The organism is Herbaspirillum sp. Her2 (assembly GCF_057961375.1).
The window spans coordinates 4649483-4667437 of sequence record NZ_CM176331.1 but is presented as its reverse complement, the minus strand read 5'-3'; the positions used below and the strand labels follow the sequence as shown (position 1 = coordinate 4667437).

Annotated in this window: 11 protein-coding genes; 6 read left to right on the top strand and 5 right to left on the bottom strand. The window is 61.8% G+C overall.

The genetic code is table 11. The annotated features are described in order from the left end of the window. The first annotated feature begins 7 nt into the window (after nucleotides 1–7). The 5 genes from ACWHXP_RS21190 (at nucleotide 8) to ACWHXP_RS21170 (ending at nucleotide 6189) form a co-directional block, all read left to right on the top strand. Nucleotides 8–1642 (top strand): carboxyl transferase domain-containing protein, encoded by a 1635-nt coding sequence (locus ACWHXP_RS21190; protein ID WP_134223911.1) that lies wholly within the window; start codon nucleotides 8–10, stop codon nucleotides 1640–1642. 22 nt (nucleotides 1643–1664) lie between these two features. Next, entirely contained in the window at nucleotides 1665–3680 is a 2016-nt protein-coding gene (locus ACWHXP_RS21185) for an acetyl/propionyl/methylcrotonyl-CoA carboxylase subunit alpha (protein WP_489635119.1), read from the top strand. 10 nt (nucleotides 3681–3690) lie between these two features. Beyond that, nucleotides 3691–4620, top strand: a complete 930-nt coding sequence (locus ACWHXP_RS21180; protein ID WP_489635120.1) for an MBL fold metallo-hydrolase — start codon at nucleotides 3691–3693, stop codon at nucleotides 4618–4620. A gap of 98 nt (nucleotides 4621–4718) precedes the next feature. Beyond that, on the top strand, nucleotides 4719–5228 hold the full coding sequence (locus ACWHXP_RS21175) for a YbaK/EbsC family protein (protein WP_489635121.1): 510 nt from the start codon (nucleotides 4719–4721) through the stop codon (nucleotides 5226–5228). Nucleotides 5229–5280: 52 nt separating this feature from the next. Beyond that, complete coding sequence (locus tag ACWHXP_RS21170) at nucleotides 5281–6189, top strand: hydroxymethylglutaryl-CoA lyase (RefSeq protein ID WP_489625594.1); 909 nt, start codon at nucleotides 5281–5283, stop codon at nucleotides 6187–6189. Nucleotides 6190–6386: 197 nt separating this feature from the next. Here ACWHXP_RS21170 and ACWHXP_RS21165 read toward each other — a convergent pair whose 3' ends face one another. The 4 genes from ACWHXP_RS21165 to ACWHXP_RS21150 all read right to left on the bottom strand — a co-directional run bounded on the left by ACWHXP_RS21165 (nucleotide 6387) and on the right by ACWHXP_RS21150 (nucleotide 15612). Next, nucleotides 6387–6785, bottom strand: coding sequence for a DUF6853 family protein (locus ACWHXP_RS21165; RefSeq protein WP_310161487.1), 399 nt, complete (start codon nucleotides 6783–6785; stop codon nucleotides 6387–6389). 126 nt (nucleotides 6786–6911) lie between these two features. Next, nucleotides 6912–7313 carry a hypothetical protein gene (locus ACWHXP_RS21160; protein WP_489635122.1) on the bottom strand — a complete coding sequence of 134 codons (402 nt, stop codon included), beginning with the start codon at nucleotides 7311–7313 and terminating at the stop codon, nucleotides 6912–6914. Nucleotides 7314–7430: 117 nt separating this feature from the next. After that, nucleotides 7431–8237, bottom strand: a complete 807-nt coding sequence (locus ACWHXP_RS21155) for a hypothetical protein (protein ID WP_489624199.1) — start codon at nucleotides 8235–8237, stop codon at nucleotides 7431–7433. Nucleotides 8238–8511: 274 nt separating this feature from the next. Beyond that, nucleotides 8512–15612 (bottom strand): two-partner secretion domain-containing protein, encoded by a 7101-nt coding sequence (locus ACWHXP_RS21150; protein ID WP_489635123.1) that lies wholly within the window; start codon nucleotides 15610–15612, stop codon nucleotides 8512–8514. Between the two features lie 199 nt (nucleotides 15613–15811). Between ACWHXP_RS21150 and ACWHXP_RS21145 the strand changes: the two genes are divergently transcribed. Then, entirely contained in the window at nucleotides 15812–17518 is a 1707-nt protein-coding gene (locus ACWHXP_RS21145) for a ShlB/FhaC/HecB family hemolysin secretion/activation protein (protein WP_489635124.1), read from the top strand. Nucleotides 17519–17560: 42 nt separating this feature from the next. Here ACWHXP_RS21145 and ACWHXP_RS21140 read toward each other — a convergent pair whose 3' ends face one another. Next, a complete protein-coding gene (locus tag ACWHXP_RS21140; protein WP_166675113.1) occupies nucleotides 17561–17716 on the bottom strand; it encodes a hypothetical protein in 156 nt (51 codons plus the stop codon). Nucleotides 17717–17955 lie beyond the last annotated feature (239 nt).

Here is a 17955-nt window from a genome sequence, read left to right as displayed (position 1 = left end):
CCAAACCATGCCGCAGATTGAAAGCAAGCTCAACCCGCGCAGCGAGGAATTCCAGCACAACCGCGATGCCATGCAGCGCATCGTCGACGACCTGCGCCAGAAGGTAGCGGCCATCGCCGAAGGCGGCGGCCAGGCCGCGCGCGAGAAGCACGTGGCACGCGGCAAGCTGCTGCCGCGCGACCGGGTGCAGAGGCTGCTGGACCCCGGCACGCCCTTCCTGGAATTCTCGCAACTGGCCGCCTACGGCATGTACCGCGAGAAAGACCGCGAAGGCAACCTCAAAGATGCCGCCCCCTCGGCCGGCATCATCACCGGCATCGGCCGCGTGGCCGGGCAGGAGTGCGTGATCGTCTGCAACGATGCCACCGTCAAGGGCGGCACCTACTATCCGATGACGGCCAAGAAGCACCTGCGCGCGCAGGAGATCGCCGAATTCAATCACCTGCCCTGCATCTATCTGGTCGACAGCGGCGGGGCCAACCTGCCCAACCAGGATGAGGTCTTCCCCGACCGCGACCACTTCGGCCGCATCTTCTACAACCAGGCCAACTTGTCGGCCAAGGGGATTCCGCAGATCGCGGTGGTGATGGGCTCCTGCACTGCAGGCGGTGCGTATGTGCCGGCCATGAGCGATGAGTCCATCATCGTCAAGGAGCAGGCCACCATCTTCCTGGCCGGCCCGCCGCTGGTCAAAGCGGCCACCGGTGAAGTGGTGACGGCTGAAGAACTGGGCGGCGGCGACGTGCACACGCGACTTTCGGGCGTGGCCGATCACCTGGCCCAGGACGATACCCATGCCCTGGCCATCGCGCGCAACATCGTCAGCCACCTCAACCGCCGCAAGCCGCAGCAGTTGGCCCTGCGCGAGAGCGTGGAACCCAAGTATCCGGCGCAGGAACTGTATGGCGTGATCCCGACCGATACGCGCAAGCCCTTCGACGTGCGCGAGGTCATCGCCCGCATCGTCGACGGCAGCGAGTTCGATGAATTCAAGGCGCGCTACGGCACCACGCTGGTGTGCGGTTTCGCGCACCTGCACGGCATGCCGGTGGGCATCATCGCCAACAACGGCATCCTGTTTTCGGAGGCGGCCGAGAAGGGCACGCACTTCATCGAACTGTGCTGCCAGCGCAAGATCCCGCTGATCTTCCTGCAGAACATCACCGGCTTCATGGTCGGCAAGAAGGCCGAGAACGAGGGCATTGCACGCCATGGTGCAAAAATGGTCACGGCCGTCTCCACCGCCAAAGTGCCCAAACTCACCGTCATCATCGGCGGCAGTTTCGGTGCGGGCAACTATGGCATGTGCGGCCGCGCCTTCTCGCCGCGCTTCCTCTGGATGTGGCCCAATGCGCGCATCTCGGTGATGGGCGGCGAGCAGGCCGCCAGCGTGCTGGCCACCGTCAAGCGCGATGGCATCGAAACGCGCGGTGGCAGCTGGAGCGCAGAAGAGGAAGCCGCATTCAAGGAGCCCATCCGCGCCCAATATGAAACCCAGGGCCATCCGTATTACGCTTCGGCGCGCCTGTGGGACGACGGCGTGATCGATCCTGCCGATACCCGCCAGGTATTGGCGCTGGGATTGTCGGCCGCCCTGAACGCACCCATCGAAGAGACCCGATTCGGCGTCTTCCGCATCTGAAGCGCGCCACCGAGGAGACACCATGTTCACCAAGATCCTGATCGCCAATCGCGGCGAAATCGCCTGCCGCGTGGCCGCCACGGCCCGCCGCCTGGGTATCGCCACCGTGGCCGTCTATTCCGACGCCGATGCGCAGGCCAAGCACGTTGCCGCCTGCGACGAGAGCGTCCACCTGGGCCCGGCGCCGGCCAAGGAAAGCTATCTCTGCGCCGACAAGATCATCGCCGCCGCACTCGCCACAGGTGCACAGGCGATTCACCCCGGCTACGGTTTCCTGTCGGAGAACGCCGGATTCGCCCAAGCCTGCGCCGATGCCGGCCTGGTTTTCATCGGCCCGCCGGCCTCGGCCATCGATGCCATGGGCTCCAAATCCGCCGCCAAGGCCTTGATGGAAAAGGCCGCCGTACCGCTGGTGCCGGGCTATCACGGCGAGCGCCAGGAGAGCGATTTTTTACGCGCGGAAGCAGACCTCATCGGTTACCCGGTGCTGCTCAAGGCCAGCGCCGGTGGCGGCGGCAAGGGCATGCGCGTGGTCGAACGCAGTGAAGATTTTGAAGCGGCACTGGCCTCCTGCAAGCGCGAGGCGATCTCCAGCTTTGGCGATGACCGCGTGCTGGTGGAGAAATACCTGACCCGTCCGCGCCATATCGAAATCCAGGTCTTTGCAGATGGCCATGGCAATTGCGTCTATCTGTTCGAGCGCGACTGCTCGGTGCAACGCCGCCACCAGAAGGTGCTGGAAGAAGCCCCGGCGCCCGGCATGAGCTGCGGCCGCCGCGCCGCCATGGGTGAGGCGGCCGTCGCGGCGGCCCGTGCGGTGGGCTACGTCGGTGCCGGCACGGTGGAATTCATCGCCAACCAGGATGGCAGTTTTTACTTCATGGAGATGAACACGCGCCTGCAGGTCGAGCACCCCGTCACGGAAATGATTACCGGACTGGACCTGGTGGAGTGGCAATTGCGCGTGGCCTCGGGCGAACCGCTGCCGCTGAAGCAGGAGCAGCTGCGCATCCAGGGCCATGCCATCGAGGCGCGCATCTATGCGGAGAATCCCGAGAAAGGCTTCCTCCCCGCCATCGGCACGCTCACCCGCATGCGCAGCGCTCCTGCGGTGGAATTCACGCTGGCCGCACCCGGTGCCACGCAACCGGCGCCCGTGCGCATCGACGCCGGCGTGCGCGAGGGCGACGCCATCTCGCCCTTCTATGATCCGATGATCGCCAAACTCATCGTCTGGGGTGCGGACCGTGATGCCGCGCTGCGCAACATGGCGCGTGCGCTGGCGCAATACCAGGTGGTCGGACTGGCGACCAACATCGGTTTCCTGCAGCGGCTGATTGCAGGCCAGGCATTTGCGACGGCCGATCTCGATACCGGCCTGATCGAACGCCATCGCGATTCACTCTTCCCTTCCCCGGTTGCGCCCACGGCCGACACGCTGGCGCTGGCCACCGCTGCCCTGCTGCAACAGGAGCAGCGCCATCAGGACAGCCGCGATCCCTGGGCACAAACCAGCGGCTGGCGACTCAATACCCGCCTGCAGCGCAGCCTGAATTTCGAGGATGACTCAGGCAACAGCGAAGTCCGGATCGACTACGCGGGCGACGGCCGGCAATGGCAATTGCAGATCGGCGGCAACACGCACACGCTGGCCCTGCATGCGGCCAACTCCGACAGCGTGCGCATCTCCCTGGACGGCCGTACCCTGCAAGCCGATGTGGCCTGGGAAGGCGAAGGGCTACACCTCTTCGATGGCCGCAGCCAGCACAGCCTGCGCCTGCTCGACCCGATGGCCCACGCCGGCCATGCAGAGGCCGAGGGCGGACGCCTGACCGCGCCCATGCCCGGCAAGATCGTCGCGCTGCTGGTGGACCAGGGCGCGAGCGTCACGCAGGGCACGCCGTTGCTCATCATGGAAGCCATGAAGATGGAGCACACCATCGCCGCGCCCTCGGCCGGCACCGTGGAAGCGCTGCGCTATGCCGTCGGCGACCAGGTGGCCGAAGGTGCGCAGCTGCTGGACTTCAAGGCCGCGTGAGCCGCGCGCCGTGAACACGTCCGTACTGCACCTGCCCCCCTCGCTGCACGTACTGGAGCGGGGCTGGCTGTCGTCCAACAACGTGCTGCTGTTCGGCCGCGATGAAGTCGCCATGATCGACAGCGGCTACGTTGCCCATGCCGAACAGACGCAGACGCTGGTGCGCCACGTCCTGCACCAGCGCGGGCGGGAGCGGCTCGATGTGCTGCTCAATACCCATCTGCATTCGGACCACTGCGGCGGCAATGCCGCCCTGCACGCCGCCTATGGCTGCCGCATTGCCATCCCGGCTGCCGAGGATGCCAAGGTGCGCCAGTGGGACGAAGACGCCCTGAGCTACCGCGCCACCGGCCAGCGCTGTCCGCGCTTTACGCACGATCAGCTGATCCGCAGCGGCGATGTACTGCGCCTGGGTGATCTCGACTGGACCGCCCTGGCCTCGCCCGGCCATGACCCGCATGCGCTGCTGCTGTATTGCGCGCAGGAGGGCGTGCTGATCTCGGCCGATGCCTTGTGGCGCAATGGCTTCGGGATCATCTTCCCGGAGCTGGATGGCGAATCCGGTTTCGAAGAGGCGCGCGCCACGCTGGAGCTGATCCGCAGCCTCGATGTGCGCGCCGTGATTCCCGGCCATGGCGCGCCATTCACCGAGGTGGACGATGCGCTGGAAAAGGCCTTCTCGCGGTTGGATTATCTGCAGGCCGATCCGCTGCGCAATGCGCACAATGGCATCAAGGTCCTGGTGAAATTCCTGCTGCTGGAACGCGGCCGGATTGCACTGGCGGACTTGCCGACGATGATGCGGGAGATCCCCTTGTTGCGCATCACCAATGCGCGCTTCCTGCAGATGGAGGATGCGGCCCTGGCCGACTGGTGCGTGGCGCAACTGCAGAAGGCGGGAGCCGCCGCCAGCGATGGCGTGTTCCTGCTGGATCGCTGAATGCGGGCCTGCGCGGCAGAGGGGGCGGGGGTGCTGTTATCATTTCCGGCTTGTCCTGCTGCCGGCCTTGCGCCTCCTAGTCAAACGCCATGAACGCCATGAACGAACCTGCTGCTGTCCTGCCCTCTTCCGCCCAACGTGTTGCCGACCTGCTGGCGGCGATGGGCCATGACAAACCGGTCACGATGCTGCCCTCGACCGGCCGCACCTCTGCCGAAGCCGCTGCGGCCGTGGGCTGCAGCGTGGCCGAGATTGCCAAGTCCATCATCTTCCGCCGAGTCTCTGACGGTGCGCCGGTGCTGGTCATTGCCAGCGGTGCCAACCGGGTGGACGAAGCCAAGGTCACCGCCCTCACCGGTCCGCTCGGCAAGGCCGACGCCAAGTTCGTGCGCGAGACGACCGGTTATGCCATCGGCGGTGTCTGCCCGATTGGCCACGTGGTCAAGCCGGTGATGCTGATCGATCAGGACCTGTTCAACTTTGACAGCGTCTGGGCGGCGGCCGGCCATCCGCATGCCGTCTTCAACCTCACGGCCGCGCAGCTGGAGAAGATGACCGGCGGCACGGTGGCCGATGTGCGGCTCGATGCCGCGCCAGCGGCCAGCTGAACTGTTCGACAGCCATCCACGCCATACAACAACCCCAACGGAGACCCGCATGATGAGCCTGCCCAAGAAAGTGAAGATCGTTGAAGTCGGACCGCGCGACGGTTTGCAGAACGAGAAGGAAACCATTTCCGCCGAGGTCAAGATCGAGCTGGTCAACCGGCTTTCGGCGGCGGGTTTTCCGAATGTGGAGGCGGCTTCTTTCGTCTCGCCCAAGTGGGTGCCGCAGATGGCCACTTCCAGCGAGGTGATGCATGGCATCACGCGCAAGCCGGGCGTGGTGTATTCCGCGCTGGTGCCCAACATGAAGGGCTTCGAGGCGGCGCTGGAGGCGGGGGTGGATGAGGTGGTGATTTTCGGGGCGGCCTCGGAGGCGTTCTCGCAGAAGAACATCAATTGCTCCATTGCCGAATCCATCGAACGTTTTGCCGAAGTGGCCAAGGCCGCCAAGGACCACCGCAAGCGCCTGCGTGCGGCGGTGAGTTGCGCGTTCGGATGTCCGTACCAGGGTGAGGTGCCCCTGGACTCAGTGGCCGACGTGGTGCGGCGTTTCCGCGAGCTGGGCTGTGACGAGATCGACATCGCCGACACCATCGGCGTGGCCACGCCGGGCAAGGTGCGGCCGGTGATGGAGACGGCGATCCGTGAATTCCATATCGAAGGTTTGTCGGGTCACTTCCACGATACCTATGGGCAGGCGCTGGCCAATATCTATGCCAGTCTGCAGACGGGCATCAGCATCTATCACGCGTCGGTGGCGGGGCTGGGGGGCTGTCCGTATGCCAAGGGCGCGACTGGCAATGTGGCGACCGAGGATGTGCTGTACATGATGAACGGGCTCGGGATCGAGACCGGGATTGATCTGGATGCGGTGGCCGAGGCGGGGCAGTTCATCTCGCAGCAGCTGGGGCGCAAGTCGGTGAGCAGGGTGGGGAATGCGTTGGCGGCTAAGCGGGTGGGGTGAGGGTTATTGGGAGGGGCCGAGATATTGGGGGCGGGATCGGCTTCTGTAACCTCTGCCGCTTGCGGGGTGTTGGGGATGAAGGCGCTAGCTGAGGCATTTGCTTTAGCTGCTTGGGGTGAGCAGGTTGGGCTGGGTCATTGCATTGGCTCATTTTAGTCATCGGTCCTCTTCTGGCTTTTCGGCAGTGATATTTTCTATTACTTCCGCTCAAGATAGTCTTCAGGAAACTTATAGCCTTCAGGGATATCTGGCCACGTGAATCTAGGATCTCGATACATCACCTTGTCGATTTCGTCTTCAATGCTTCTGTATAGATTTTTTAAATTCTGTGCAAAGAGCCTGGCTTCAAGAAGGGCCACATAAGCCGTCAGATGGTCATTCGATTTCCGCGCTATCCGATGAATCTCAAAATACGACAAGAGCTTAGATAAGTCGTAATCATGTTGCTCATCAAGTGATGTTTCATAATCGATAGACCATTCAAATTGACCGTCATCTTTTATCTCCTCATTCATTTCATCGATAGTTAAACCGATACTGGACGTCAACTCCAAAAACGCTGATTGAATCAAATCTAATCCATCTAGGTTTTTCATTTCAATTTTCTTCCTTGAGCAAGAGCCAAATCTCGCTTATTAAAATTAACAGTGCCATCCCAATCTTGGCTGCTAGGGAGATTTCGGTACAAATTCGCGCAGCAGATATCCATCTATTTCCCCTTCTTATCCATCAATAAATGGATTTCTAAGATCAAAGCGACTCTCGTCTAAAATCTCGCCCGAAAATGCGCCGACCACAGCCAAGTCCAACCGCTCATAGAATTCCAAAATCTCGGAATCAGTAAGATTTTGTATCTTGAAAATATCATTGGCATTGAAGTGGGAGGAAATAAGAGATGCAATCTTTACGTACAGTCGAACAACGGCCGTTGCGATTTCCCACTCCACTTTCCGGTGCTTCATTAGCGTCGCTATGTCTAGGAGATCCTTATGAAATTTCCAAAACTCTTGCTCATCCCATATCCCATACTCGACAAGCCTCTCGTAAAAGCTTCCTTCCCAACTAGCATTGCCAGGCAGGCTGCGAAATAAATTTTTATAACATTTATTCATTTGGTCACTCACCGGATTCTGAAACAGTGTTGCCCTCCGACGTACCCGACCGCTCGCAAGCCTCTTGCCGCCCGAGTGAGATTGGGTCTTTGGAGGACTAAGGGACTGACGTCGATGAGACCTCGTTGATCAACAGCCGCCGCTCATCACCAGATGTTCTGGAAATCTGTAGTCATCAGGGATCTCTGGCCAAGCAAATCTTTCATCGAAAATGCTGACCTTATGCGCATCAGCCTTGATATCTCCGAATAACTCCGATATCGATCGGGCATGAGTTCCAACATCTTTGAGGGCCTGGTAAGCGGCCAGCTGGTCACTCCTGTGAGTAGCAATACGGTGGACCTCTACGCTGAGGAAGAGCTGGTCAAGATATCGCTCCAGACGATCACCCAGTGAGGAGTTGTAGTCAATACGCCATTCGAAATGATCATTTTCATCCTTCGCTTTATCCATTTCTTCTCGCGTGTCGCCTATGCTTTCAGCCAATTCGATGAACGTCTTGCTGATTGCGTCGATTCGATCCTTTCCCATCACTACAATTTCTCCTGTCGCGCCTTTCGATAACATCAGTCCGTCGCGACCCGCAGTGTCATCAGGACCCTTCACGCGCTTCATTGTGTCAGCTCCGGCCGCCAACAAATGCTGAGGTATCTGATATCCCTCCGGGATAGAGGGCCAGAAAAATCTTTTATCTCCGTACAGAACCTTATCGACATCGTTCATGATCTCTTCGAAAACATCCTGCAATATAAGCGCATGGAGCCCAGCTCGCATCAGCGCGCAATAGGCAGTCAAGTCATCACCGGAGAGCCTTGCTCTATTAGAAAACTCAAATAAAGAAGTCAGCGCTTGCAAGTTCTTACAGAACTCCAAGCTTAAGGATGCGTCGTGATTAATTGACCAGTGGCATCGTCCGTGCTCGTCTTCCTCGGACATGATCTCTTCTTTAGTCAAACCTACGGATTGGACCAGTGACAAAAAGGTCGTCTGGACGACGTCTAAATTTATGACCGTGTTCATTTTGGTTGCGAGCAATTCAGAACTGAACGATAGCCACAGATGCTCTTTTTCAGTTGGAAACATACGTGGAGAAAACCCAGCCTATCAAGAATGGGGTGACAAACCAAAATGTTTAGGAAGTTCGTAGCCGTCTGGTATGCAAGGCCACGAAAATCTCTTATCCAGAACAGCGACCCTATCGACCTCGTCCTTAATGTTTAGAAAAAAACCGGAAACATTCTGGGCATGGATTCCACAATAGAGGAGCGTTATGTACGCCGCCAACAGATCGTTCTGCTGGATCGCGATTGCCGGAGGCGCTTGCCGTGAAGAGCAAGCCGTCAGTCCCAATGGAAAATCCGACCGATCCCGACGCACCGCTGTTGCGGCTGTGTTGCTCCGATGTCTCCTGCGCTGCCATCAGCCGGACCTCATTGGCGGCCTTCAGCGTAGCGTCCACGCCCGCCTTGATGTCACTGCCCTGGACGAGGATGTGGCCGTCACCACCCTCGCCATTGGCAGTGATGGCGACGCTTCCGCCAGCCGATACGCTTGAACCGCGCACCGTCTTGTGGGTCTGCTCCGATCTGCCTTGGCTGCTGCTCGCACCCAGGCTGAAGGCCAGGTTGATGCCGCCGGCCTTGTCGGCGGCATTGGCATCGCGGGCCGGCGTCTTCCCGGTGGCGGGATCTGTCGGCCCCGTCGCAATCTGATTGGGCTTGTCATTGATGGTCTTGCCCTGGCCCGCGATGACGGCGTCCGCCGCATTGGATGCCGCCAATCCTGCTGTGGCTGCGGCCAGGGCTTGCGTGCGCCGGTCCCTGGTCTTGCCCGCCGCCTCCGCCATCTGCTGCACCGTCTGCACCGCCGACAACACCGGACTGGTCACCGCCACCGTCACCCCTTGCTGGCGGAACTTGTCCTCGGTCACGGTGCGGCTGCTCTGCTGGGCAGCAAGAATGCTGACCGTCCGGGCCACGATGTCGATATCGCCACCCGGTGCCAGCACATCACTGCCCACCTGCGTATAGCGATTGCCCGCCACGATGCTGACATCGCCTGCCACGCTCCCTACCGTGGAAGCAGAGGCCGTCTGCTGCTGCCCATCCACATCGCGGCTCTGCATGCGGCTGCCCACCGTCACGCCGATGCCCGCCCCCATCACGCCACTGGTGGTTTCCTGCCGGAAGTTGCGCTGGGTGCTGCTCTCGCTTGCGGCAACAATGTTCACGTCACGGCCCGCCACAATGGTCGTGCCCTGCGTCGAAGCGATCTGGCTGCCTTTGACATTCACATCGTTGCCCGAGCGCACCAGCACCGTCTCGCCAGAGAAGGTACTGCCCGCCTCGCGGCTGGTGCTGCTGGCGTCATCGGTGCGCACCGTCCTGGCCGTCAGGATTCCGCTGCTGCTGCGCTGCCCCTGGTCGCGTGCGCTGGCCGAGACGTTGGCGGTGCCGATGTGGATGTCACGCCCGGCCTCGACTTGCAACGCGTTCTCCGCCACCACCTGCGCGCCCTTGCTCGTCACATCCTGCCCCGCCTGGATGCGGATGCTGTTGCCGCTGACCTGCGTGGCGACCTCCTTGTTACCGGTCACCACGGCGCGATTGATGCCGACCTCGCTGGTGCCGTGTGCACCGTTGGCGCGATCCACGAAGTTAGGCCCGGTCAAGCGACTGACCCAGTTGCTGCCGCCCTTGTCATCGGCCCAGCGGGTCTCCTGCCGGAAATATTCCTGCACGACACCAAGACGCACATCCCGGCCCGCCGCCAACACGGCGTCACCCGAGGCGGCAATGACGGCAGCATCGGCCTGCAGGTCGCGGCCAGCAAGCAGCACCACGTCCTTGCCACTCACGCTGGCCACCTGATCGATATTGCGTCCCGTGGTGATGGCATTGGCAGTCGTGACGCTGGTACTGCGAAGCACGACATCCCGGCCCGCACTCAGCACCAGCTTGTCGTTGGCATCGATGACGCCGCCGGCATTCTCGATATCACTCTGCGCCACAACGCGAACCGAGCCGCCCTCGATGCGCCCGCCGAGACTCCGGACGTTGTCCGCGCGCAGCGTCACACCCGATCGTGCGGCGATGGTGCCGCCGCGATTGAGGATGTCCTGCACGGTCTGGAAGGCAACCTCATTGCCGGCGATCAGGGTCTGGCGACCACTGACACGCAGGCTCGACGGCTGCAGATAGACCTGCGGCACCAGCACTTCCTGCTCACGGCCATCGGCCAGCATCACCCTCCGCTGTACCAGCCAGACGATGTCCGTTTTAAGCTGGGCGATCTGTGCTTCGGAGAGTGCGATGCCCAACGCATAGCGCTGGACCTGTGCCTGCTGCATCCCGGCTTGCATCAGCGCCAGGTATTGCGCCTCGTTGTTGCTGAAGCCGTTCAGATAGCGCTGGCCGGTGGCTTCCTGGATCTGCCGCTGGATCAGCTGTTGCTCGTAGAAGCCATCACCGAAACGCTGGTACCCCGGCGCAGGACCGAAGCGGTCCTGATACGCACGCACCAGGAAGTCGGACGACAGCCAGTTGCGCTGGCCGATGAAGCGCGGATCGGTCTGCACCAGGGGTGCGGCCACGCTGCTCTGATTGACCTGGTACAAGGCATTGGCCGGCAGGCTCACGTCGACGGCGGGAGCACGCAGGTCAGCCGTCTTGCCCGCATCCGGCAGCGCTTGGGCGGGAACGGTGGCGGGTGTGCGAGGAGTACGGTCGCGCGTGCTGCCTGCCTCGTGCTTGGCGCTCACATCAAGCGGGAATTGAGTTTCTATCGTTTGAGAGGCGTAGGGTGCGCTCTCATAACGACGCTCATCGGCCTTGAGCCAATGTTCCCTGATGAAGGTCTTCTCTGCCGTGCCGGTGGAGGTGACCGTCTGCCTGCCCATGGGGCCGGTGTTGTTGATGGCCGTTCCATTGACGGCATCTCCGGCCAGCAGGCCACCGGCGATGAACTGGCTGGCGTAGTTGTTGACCACACCGGCGGCCAGGGTCATCGCGCCGCCGGAGGTGATCATGCCGGGGGCGCTACGGGTCACGGTGGTGCGCTGGATCTGCTCGGTGCCGTCGTAGATGATCCACTCGCTCGCCATGCGGGCGTAGATGGAACGGTTGAATTTCAGGATCGCCTTGTCGAGCTTGTCGTGGTACGGAAACTGCGCATCACGGATCGCTTTCCATTCGCCGTACCGTCGCCGGTAGTCCGCATCTCGGCAGGAGTCTGGAACGCTGCAGAGTTTCGGCAGAGCGGGCTCCGGCGGTATGGGAGCGGTAGGCCGTGCCAGGCCGAACACATCCCATATCCTGTCCTCAGGCTGATAGACAAAGCGCTCCGGCTCTGCCTCGAAACTGGAGGACTCGGTACTGACGGCAGCAAGCGGGCGAAGATAGGCACGGTCAACACCCACGCCACTATCGGAAGTGTCGCGCCTGCGGACATATCGGCTGTAATCAAACGGCGGTCCGTAGCGAGCAAAGGGATATTCCGCCGACGGCAGCAGCAGGCGGAAGTTGTCCTCATCACCCATCGCGCGCCAGTTCTCCGGCGCGATGATCTGGCCGCTATCCTGATGGATCAGCCGCGCATGGTCACCGGAGACGAAATCCGGCGATCCCACCAGGCGGTAGTTGATGATCCTGCGTCCCGGCTTGCTCTCTTCGGCGATCTCGAAGTGCGCATTCCGGTTGTTGATCGCATCGGCCGCAATGGTGAGCGCGCCATCAGCATTGACAGTCGCGCTGGTGTTGTTGACCTCGCGCGCGCGTCCGGTCGCGCGATGGTCGCTGCCGATGGCACCGCCAATGGACATGTCGCCGACCGAATACAGCAGCGCCTGCTCGCTGTTGTAGAGCAAGCCGGTGCCGATATCCAGACGCTCACGTGCCGCGATGACGGGGGCTCTTTGTACGCCATCGATGATTTCCGGTGCGTTGTGCAGCACATCTGCAGCAAGCGCGACGCGGTCACCGTAGATGCGCCCGGCACCGAGGTTGTAGAGCGTGCCAGCCTGAATGCGCGTGGTGACGCCATCGACCAGGCCGCGGTTGATGAAGTCCTGGCTCGCACCGGCAGACAGCGAGACATCGCCGCCCAGTATCGAAGCACCCGCATGATTCTGGAATCCCCTGGCAGTCACGCGCAACGCTGCCCCTGCGGCCAGCGTGCCGTAGTTGCTGAAGCGGCCGCCGGTGCGCAGATCGAGATCGCCACCGGCAACGGTTTCCCCGCGCTGCTCCAGATCGGTGACCACATCGATACGCAGATTCCTGTGACTCAACAGCAAGCCCTTGCCGATCAGGGAGTGCGATGTGAGACTGAGGTCGCCGCCTGCGAGGATCCGTCCGCCCTCGTTGTCGATCACCAGCCTGCGGGTGCTGGCCAGGTCATTGACTGACAGCGTGCCTTGCGAAGACAGGAGTCCGCCGCGATTGTCCACGCTGTCGCTGGCGGCTATCTGCAATGACTGGCCGGTGCGGATGGCACCGTTGTTGTTGTAGAGCGCGCCCGTGGTAACACTTACGCTGCGGCCTTCGATGCCCTGATCCTTGCCCTGGGTGTCGTCGTTGCGCAGGCTCTGGCTCTGCAGCGTTATGTCTTCGTCGGAACGCATCAGGCCACGGCGGTTATCCATGTCGCCTGCTGACACCTCCACTCGCATCGCGCCCTTCGACTGCAACTGCCCGCCGCGATTGTCCACGCTGCCGGCCTCGATGCGCAGCCCACCACCAGTGGCGATATCGCCACCCTGATTGTCGAGGGTGCTCACTTGAAGACGGGCTTCGCCACCTGCCACCACAACACCCGCGCCATTGCCGAGCGCGCCGGCCTTGATGTGCAGATCCGTGCCGGCACGCACACCTTGATCCTTGCCCGAATGCTGGTTGTACAGTGCCTGGCCGTGGGTATCGATGTCCAGGCTCTTCAGGGCCTGCAACAATCCGCCCTCATTGTTGACTTCACCGCTGGAGAGCGTCAGCTTGCCCCTGGCGGCGATACTGCCGGCACGATTGTCGAGCTCTGCGCTCTCTGCCTTCAGGTCTTGCCGCGCAAAGAGTACGCCGCGCTGATTGTTGAAACGCCGGTTGCGCGCATCAATCAGCACCTCGCCGCCGCCCAGCGTGCCGTCGCTGTTGTCGATGCCAGTGGCCGTGATCTCCAGCCGGGTGTCGGCGAGGATCTTTCCTTGGTTACTGGTCTTTCCGTCTGTCGTCAGTTCGAGAGAACTCTCGGCCGAACGGATCCTGCCCCGGTTCTCCAGCGTGGCCGCATTGACGGTGAGCGTATCGTTGGCGCCGATCTCTCCGGTGTTGCTCAAGCCCTGCTGCAGCGAGAGCTTCATGGTGCCCTCGGCGGTGAACGTCCCGCTGTTGTTCAGGGCCGCCGCCTTCAATGAGACGGATGTCTTGGCCTCAACAGTACCGCTGTTGGTGATGCTTTCTCGGGTCTGTATGTCGACACTCTTGGCCAGCGAATAGAGTGCTCCGCCATTGACCAGAGAGGCCGTCCGGAAATCCACCGTGCCGTCTGCGCCAATCTTGCCGCTGTTGAGTGCAGCACCACCGATACGCATCAGCAAGCTACCGTGCGAGAACAGCTTGCCGCTGTTGTCCAGTGCATCGGCATCGATCTGGAGGGTGCTGCCGGCACCGACGTTTTTTTCGTTGGTGAATTTGCCGGTCACTTTCAGGGCGAGCAATTGGACTGCACTGAGCGTGCCGCGATTGTCGAGGGTAGCAGCCTTGAAGTCGGCACCGGCCCTGCTACCCATGGTGCCAGCATTGGTGAGGGCGGCGCTTGCGCTGGCGTTGAGTGCCGCTTCCCCGATGAAGCGCCCCTGGTTTTCAATCGCTGCCGCCTCGGCATCGAGTGCCCGTTTTGCTTCGATGCTGCCGCTGTTGAAAATACGTCCTGCCACACGCAACTGGACGGAATCGTGAGCTGAATAAAGATCTCCCCGATTGGTCAGCGTAGCGGCCTGTACCTCAAGCAGGGCATTGCTGCCGAGCTTGCCGCTGCTGTCCAGCGTGTCGCGGATACGCAGTGCAAGCGGGCCCGGTGTCACTACGTTGCCGGCATTTTCCATCGCTGCGGCAGCCAGCGTGATGCCTGCATCGCCGAACACGCTTCCTGCATTGCGCACCGCGCCGCTACTTTGCACGCTGGTACCGCCGGCACTGCCGATGCGGCCGCTGGCGGTGTTCTCCAGCGCGGCAGCGTGGATCCGCAACGCGCTATCCGATCCGATCACACCGCTGTTGCTCACCGCGCCTGCAGCCGTCATCAACGTATCGCCGCGCGCAGCAAGCGTCCCGGTATTTTCCAGGCGACCGGCTGAGGTGACGACCAGTTGTCCTTCCGTCGCCGCCGAGGTGCCACCATGATGCACACCCACGCCATGCTCGGTGGCGGTCAGGTAGATGTGGCCGGCATACATGCCGCCGACTTCGGCCACATCTACCGCACGCACCGGTGCTGCATCGGCGGCGGGCAAACCCGGCGTGATCTGAGCATGATCAGCGCTGACCGTATTGAGCCCGGTGGTGAGCCGGATCTGTTTGGCCCGCAGCTCCGCATGTACGCGCACTGCACGGGCGATGACGTCGGCATAGGCGGTATCACTGGCTTGCAGGCCGCGTCCTTCAAAGCTGATCACGCCGCCGTTCACGCGATAGCTTTCCAGATTGCCCTGCCGGATGACGGGCGTGCCGGTGGTCATGGTGGCGCGTTGGGCGTTGATGAAACCGCAGCCCGCGCAGGTGATGCCGGCAGGGTTGGCGATGATCACCTGCGCCGGGTTGCCTGCCACCTCGATGAAGCCGCGCAGGTAGCTGGGGTCCGTTGCATTGACCTGGTTGACGATGATCTGTGCGCCACCGCCGGGCATCCACGGATTGCCAGCGATATAGCCGCCCAGTTCGGACTTGCTGGAGCCACCCGCGTTATTGAGGATGACTCCGCGTCCATCCACATCAAAACGCCGGTAGCTGTTGACCGACAGGCCCTTGGCGTTGGGCTGCCGGATGTTCACCACGGGCACGCCGTTGGCGGCCTTGAGCACCATCGGCTGCTCTTCGCGCGGCGCGTTGCGGTCTACCAGGATCTGCGCATGTGCCACGCTTTGCCACGTCAGTGCCAGGGCCAAGACCAGCGTGCAGAACTGCCACGATGCCGGTGCCACCACACCGGCAGCCCCGCATGCCATCGGTGACCTCTGGCCGCTGGTGGTCGAGGCGGTTTCCGCGACCGCCATCAGCATGCCGCGATGACGGTTGAAGACCAACTGATAGCGCTGACGGTTCATGGATCGCCCCTTTTGCGAGATCGACCCGGACCGGATGCCTCATCGATTCGAGGCGCAGTCTATTTTTTTAGAGCGGATTAAAAAATCAGAAAAGTCTGATTTATGTGCAGACGATAAAAAGAGAAATTGCGATCTCCCAAATTGTTGAGTGATCGCCACACGCGTGCCCGGTGTTGTTTTGCTCGCCGACCATTTCCTTATGAATCGCTACCACTTCCTTTCTCCGCTGCTGCTCGGCGCGCTCTCCCTCCCGCTCTACAGCGCAGCACAATCTCCCGGCATCCAGCAAGAACAACTGCAGCGCGAACGAGAGCGCGTCTTGCGCGAGGCCCTGGAGCAAGCGCCCGATGTGCTCACGCTGGGCCTGACCCCTCCCGCTTCCACGTCGTTGGACTACCCCGAGGACGAACAAGCTTGCAGCCGCATCGACACGATCATCATGGAAGGAGATTCTGCGGAGCGCTTCCGGCCCGCCCTGGGCACGGTGATGAAGGCGGCCGGGGATGGTGGTGCCGCAGGCCGCTGCCTGGGCAGCCAGGGTCTGCAAATCCTGCTGGCTCGCGTGCAGGCCGACATCATCGCGCGCGGCTACACCACCACCCGCGTGCTGGCGCAGCCGCAGGATCTTTCAGCCGGGAGGCTGGTACTGACCGTAATACCGGGCAGGCTGCGCAAGGTGCGCATGGCCGAGGGAGCGGACACGCGCGGCAATGCTGTCACGGCACTGCCGCTGTCTGAGGGAGATCTGCTCGACTTGCGCGCCATCGAGCAAGGATTGGAAAACCTCAGGCGCGTGCCGACAGCGGAGGCCGACATCGAGATCACGCCCTCGGAAGAATCCGACGCGCAAGCCGGCGACAGCGATCTGGTCGTGCAATACCGGCAGGCCTTTCCGTTCCGCGTGTCAGCCTCGCTGGACGATGGCGGTGCGCGCACCACTGGCCGCTATCAGGCAGGCGTGACGGTGGCCTATGACAACTGGTGGACGCTCAATGATCTCTTCTACGCCAGTCTCACGCGCAGCCTGGGGCGCTATGGGGATCGCGGCAGCCGCAGCCATACCGTGCATTATTCGCTGCCCTTCGGCTACTGGCTGCTCTCGGCGACGCTCTCGGGCAGCCGTTATCACCAGACGGTGGAGGGCGCCTTTGAACCGGTGGTCTACAGCGGCCATGCCGAAACGAGCGAAGTCAAACTGTCGCGCCTCCTGCAACGCAATGCCACCAGCAAGAGCCATGTCGCAGGCCGGCTGTTGCTGCGCAAGTCCTTCAATTTCGTCGACCAGATCCCGCTGGCGCCGCAACAGCGCAGGATGACGGCATGGGAATGGAGCGTGAATCACCGCCACTTCATCGGACCGGCCGTGGCCGAGATCAACCTGAGCCATCGCCGTGCACTGGACCGGCAAGGCCGTGCGCCCGAGGACGAACTCGACCTGCCGCAGATCACCACGCGCTATGGACTGTGGCTGGCGGACGCAGCGATCAATGCGCCCTTCACGCTGGGCGCAGCACGCTTACGTTACAACGCAACGGCGCGCGCCCAATGGAACCGGGGCAAGCTGCCGGCGCAGGATCAGTTCGCCATCGGCGGACGCTATACCGTGCGTGGCTTTGATGGCGACATGAACTTGCAGGCCGAGCGCGGCTGGCTGCTGCGCAATGAGTTGTCCTGGGGGATGGGAGAAGGCGGGCAGGAAGTGTACGCCGGCGTCGATACCGGCGCGGTAGCGGGACCACTGACGCAAAGCCTGAGCGGGCGCCGCTTGAGCGGTGCCGTTTTGGGCTGGCGTGGCAACGTGGACAAGCTCGGCATGGAGCTCTTCATCGCTGCGCCACTGACCAGGCCACAGGGATTCCCCACCGGTACGCTGACCGGCGGGTTCAGCCTGCAATGGTCGTATTGAATGAAAAGAATGCCGCGCAGGATGGCGGGCAAGCGCCGCGCTTCACTGCTGGCGATAACGCCGCAGGCCGCGCACCGGCAGCTTGTCCGATTCGATGAGCGCCTTTTTCAGTGCACGCTTGTGCAGCAGCGCGCCCCCAATCAGTGCGACGGCGGCCAGGACGATGATGAGGACATTGACGAGATCAAAGTGTTGCATGATTCCCCCCTACGGCTAATAACGATAGATAGATGGAACGCGGGCATGGCCCTTCCGGCTGAGCCGGTCCGCAAGACGCCCCCGGTAGCGCCCTGCATGGCCTGTTTTTATTGCAGGCTTGTGGAAAACATAGCACGCATGAAGGGAAGACAGTAAATCATATAAATAATTTCCTGAAAATTTCACCTTCGCGCAACAAAAAGCACGACCGTTATATTTTGTCGCTTTTTGTCCTATAA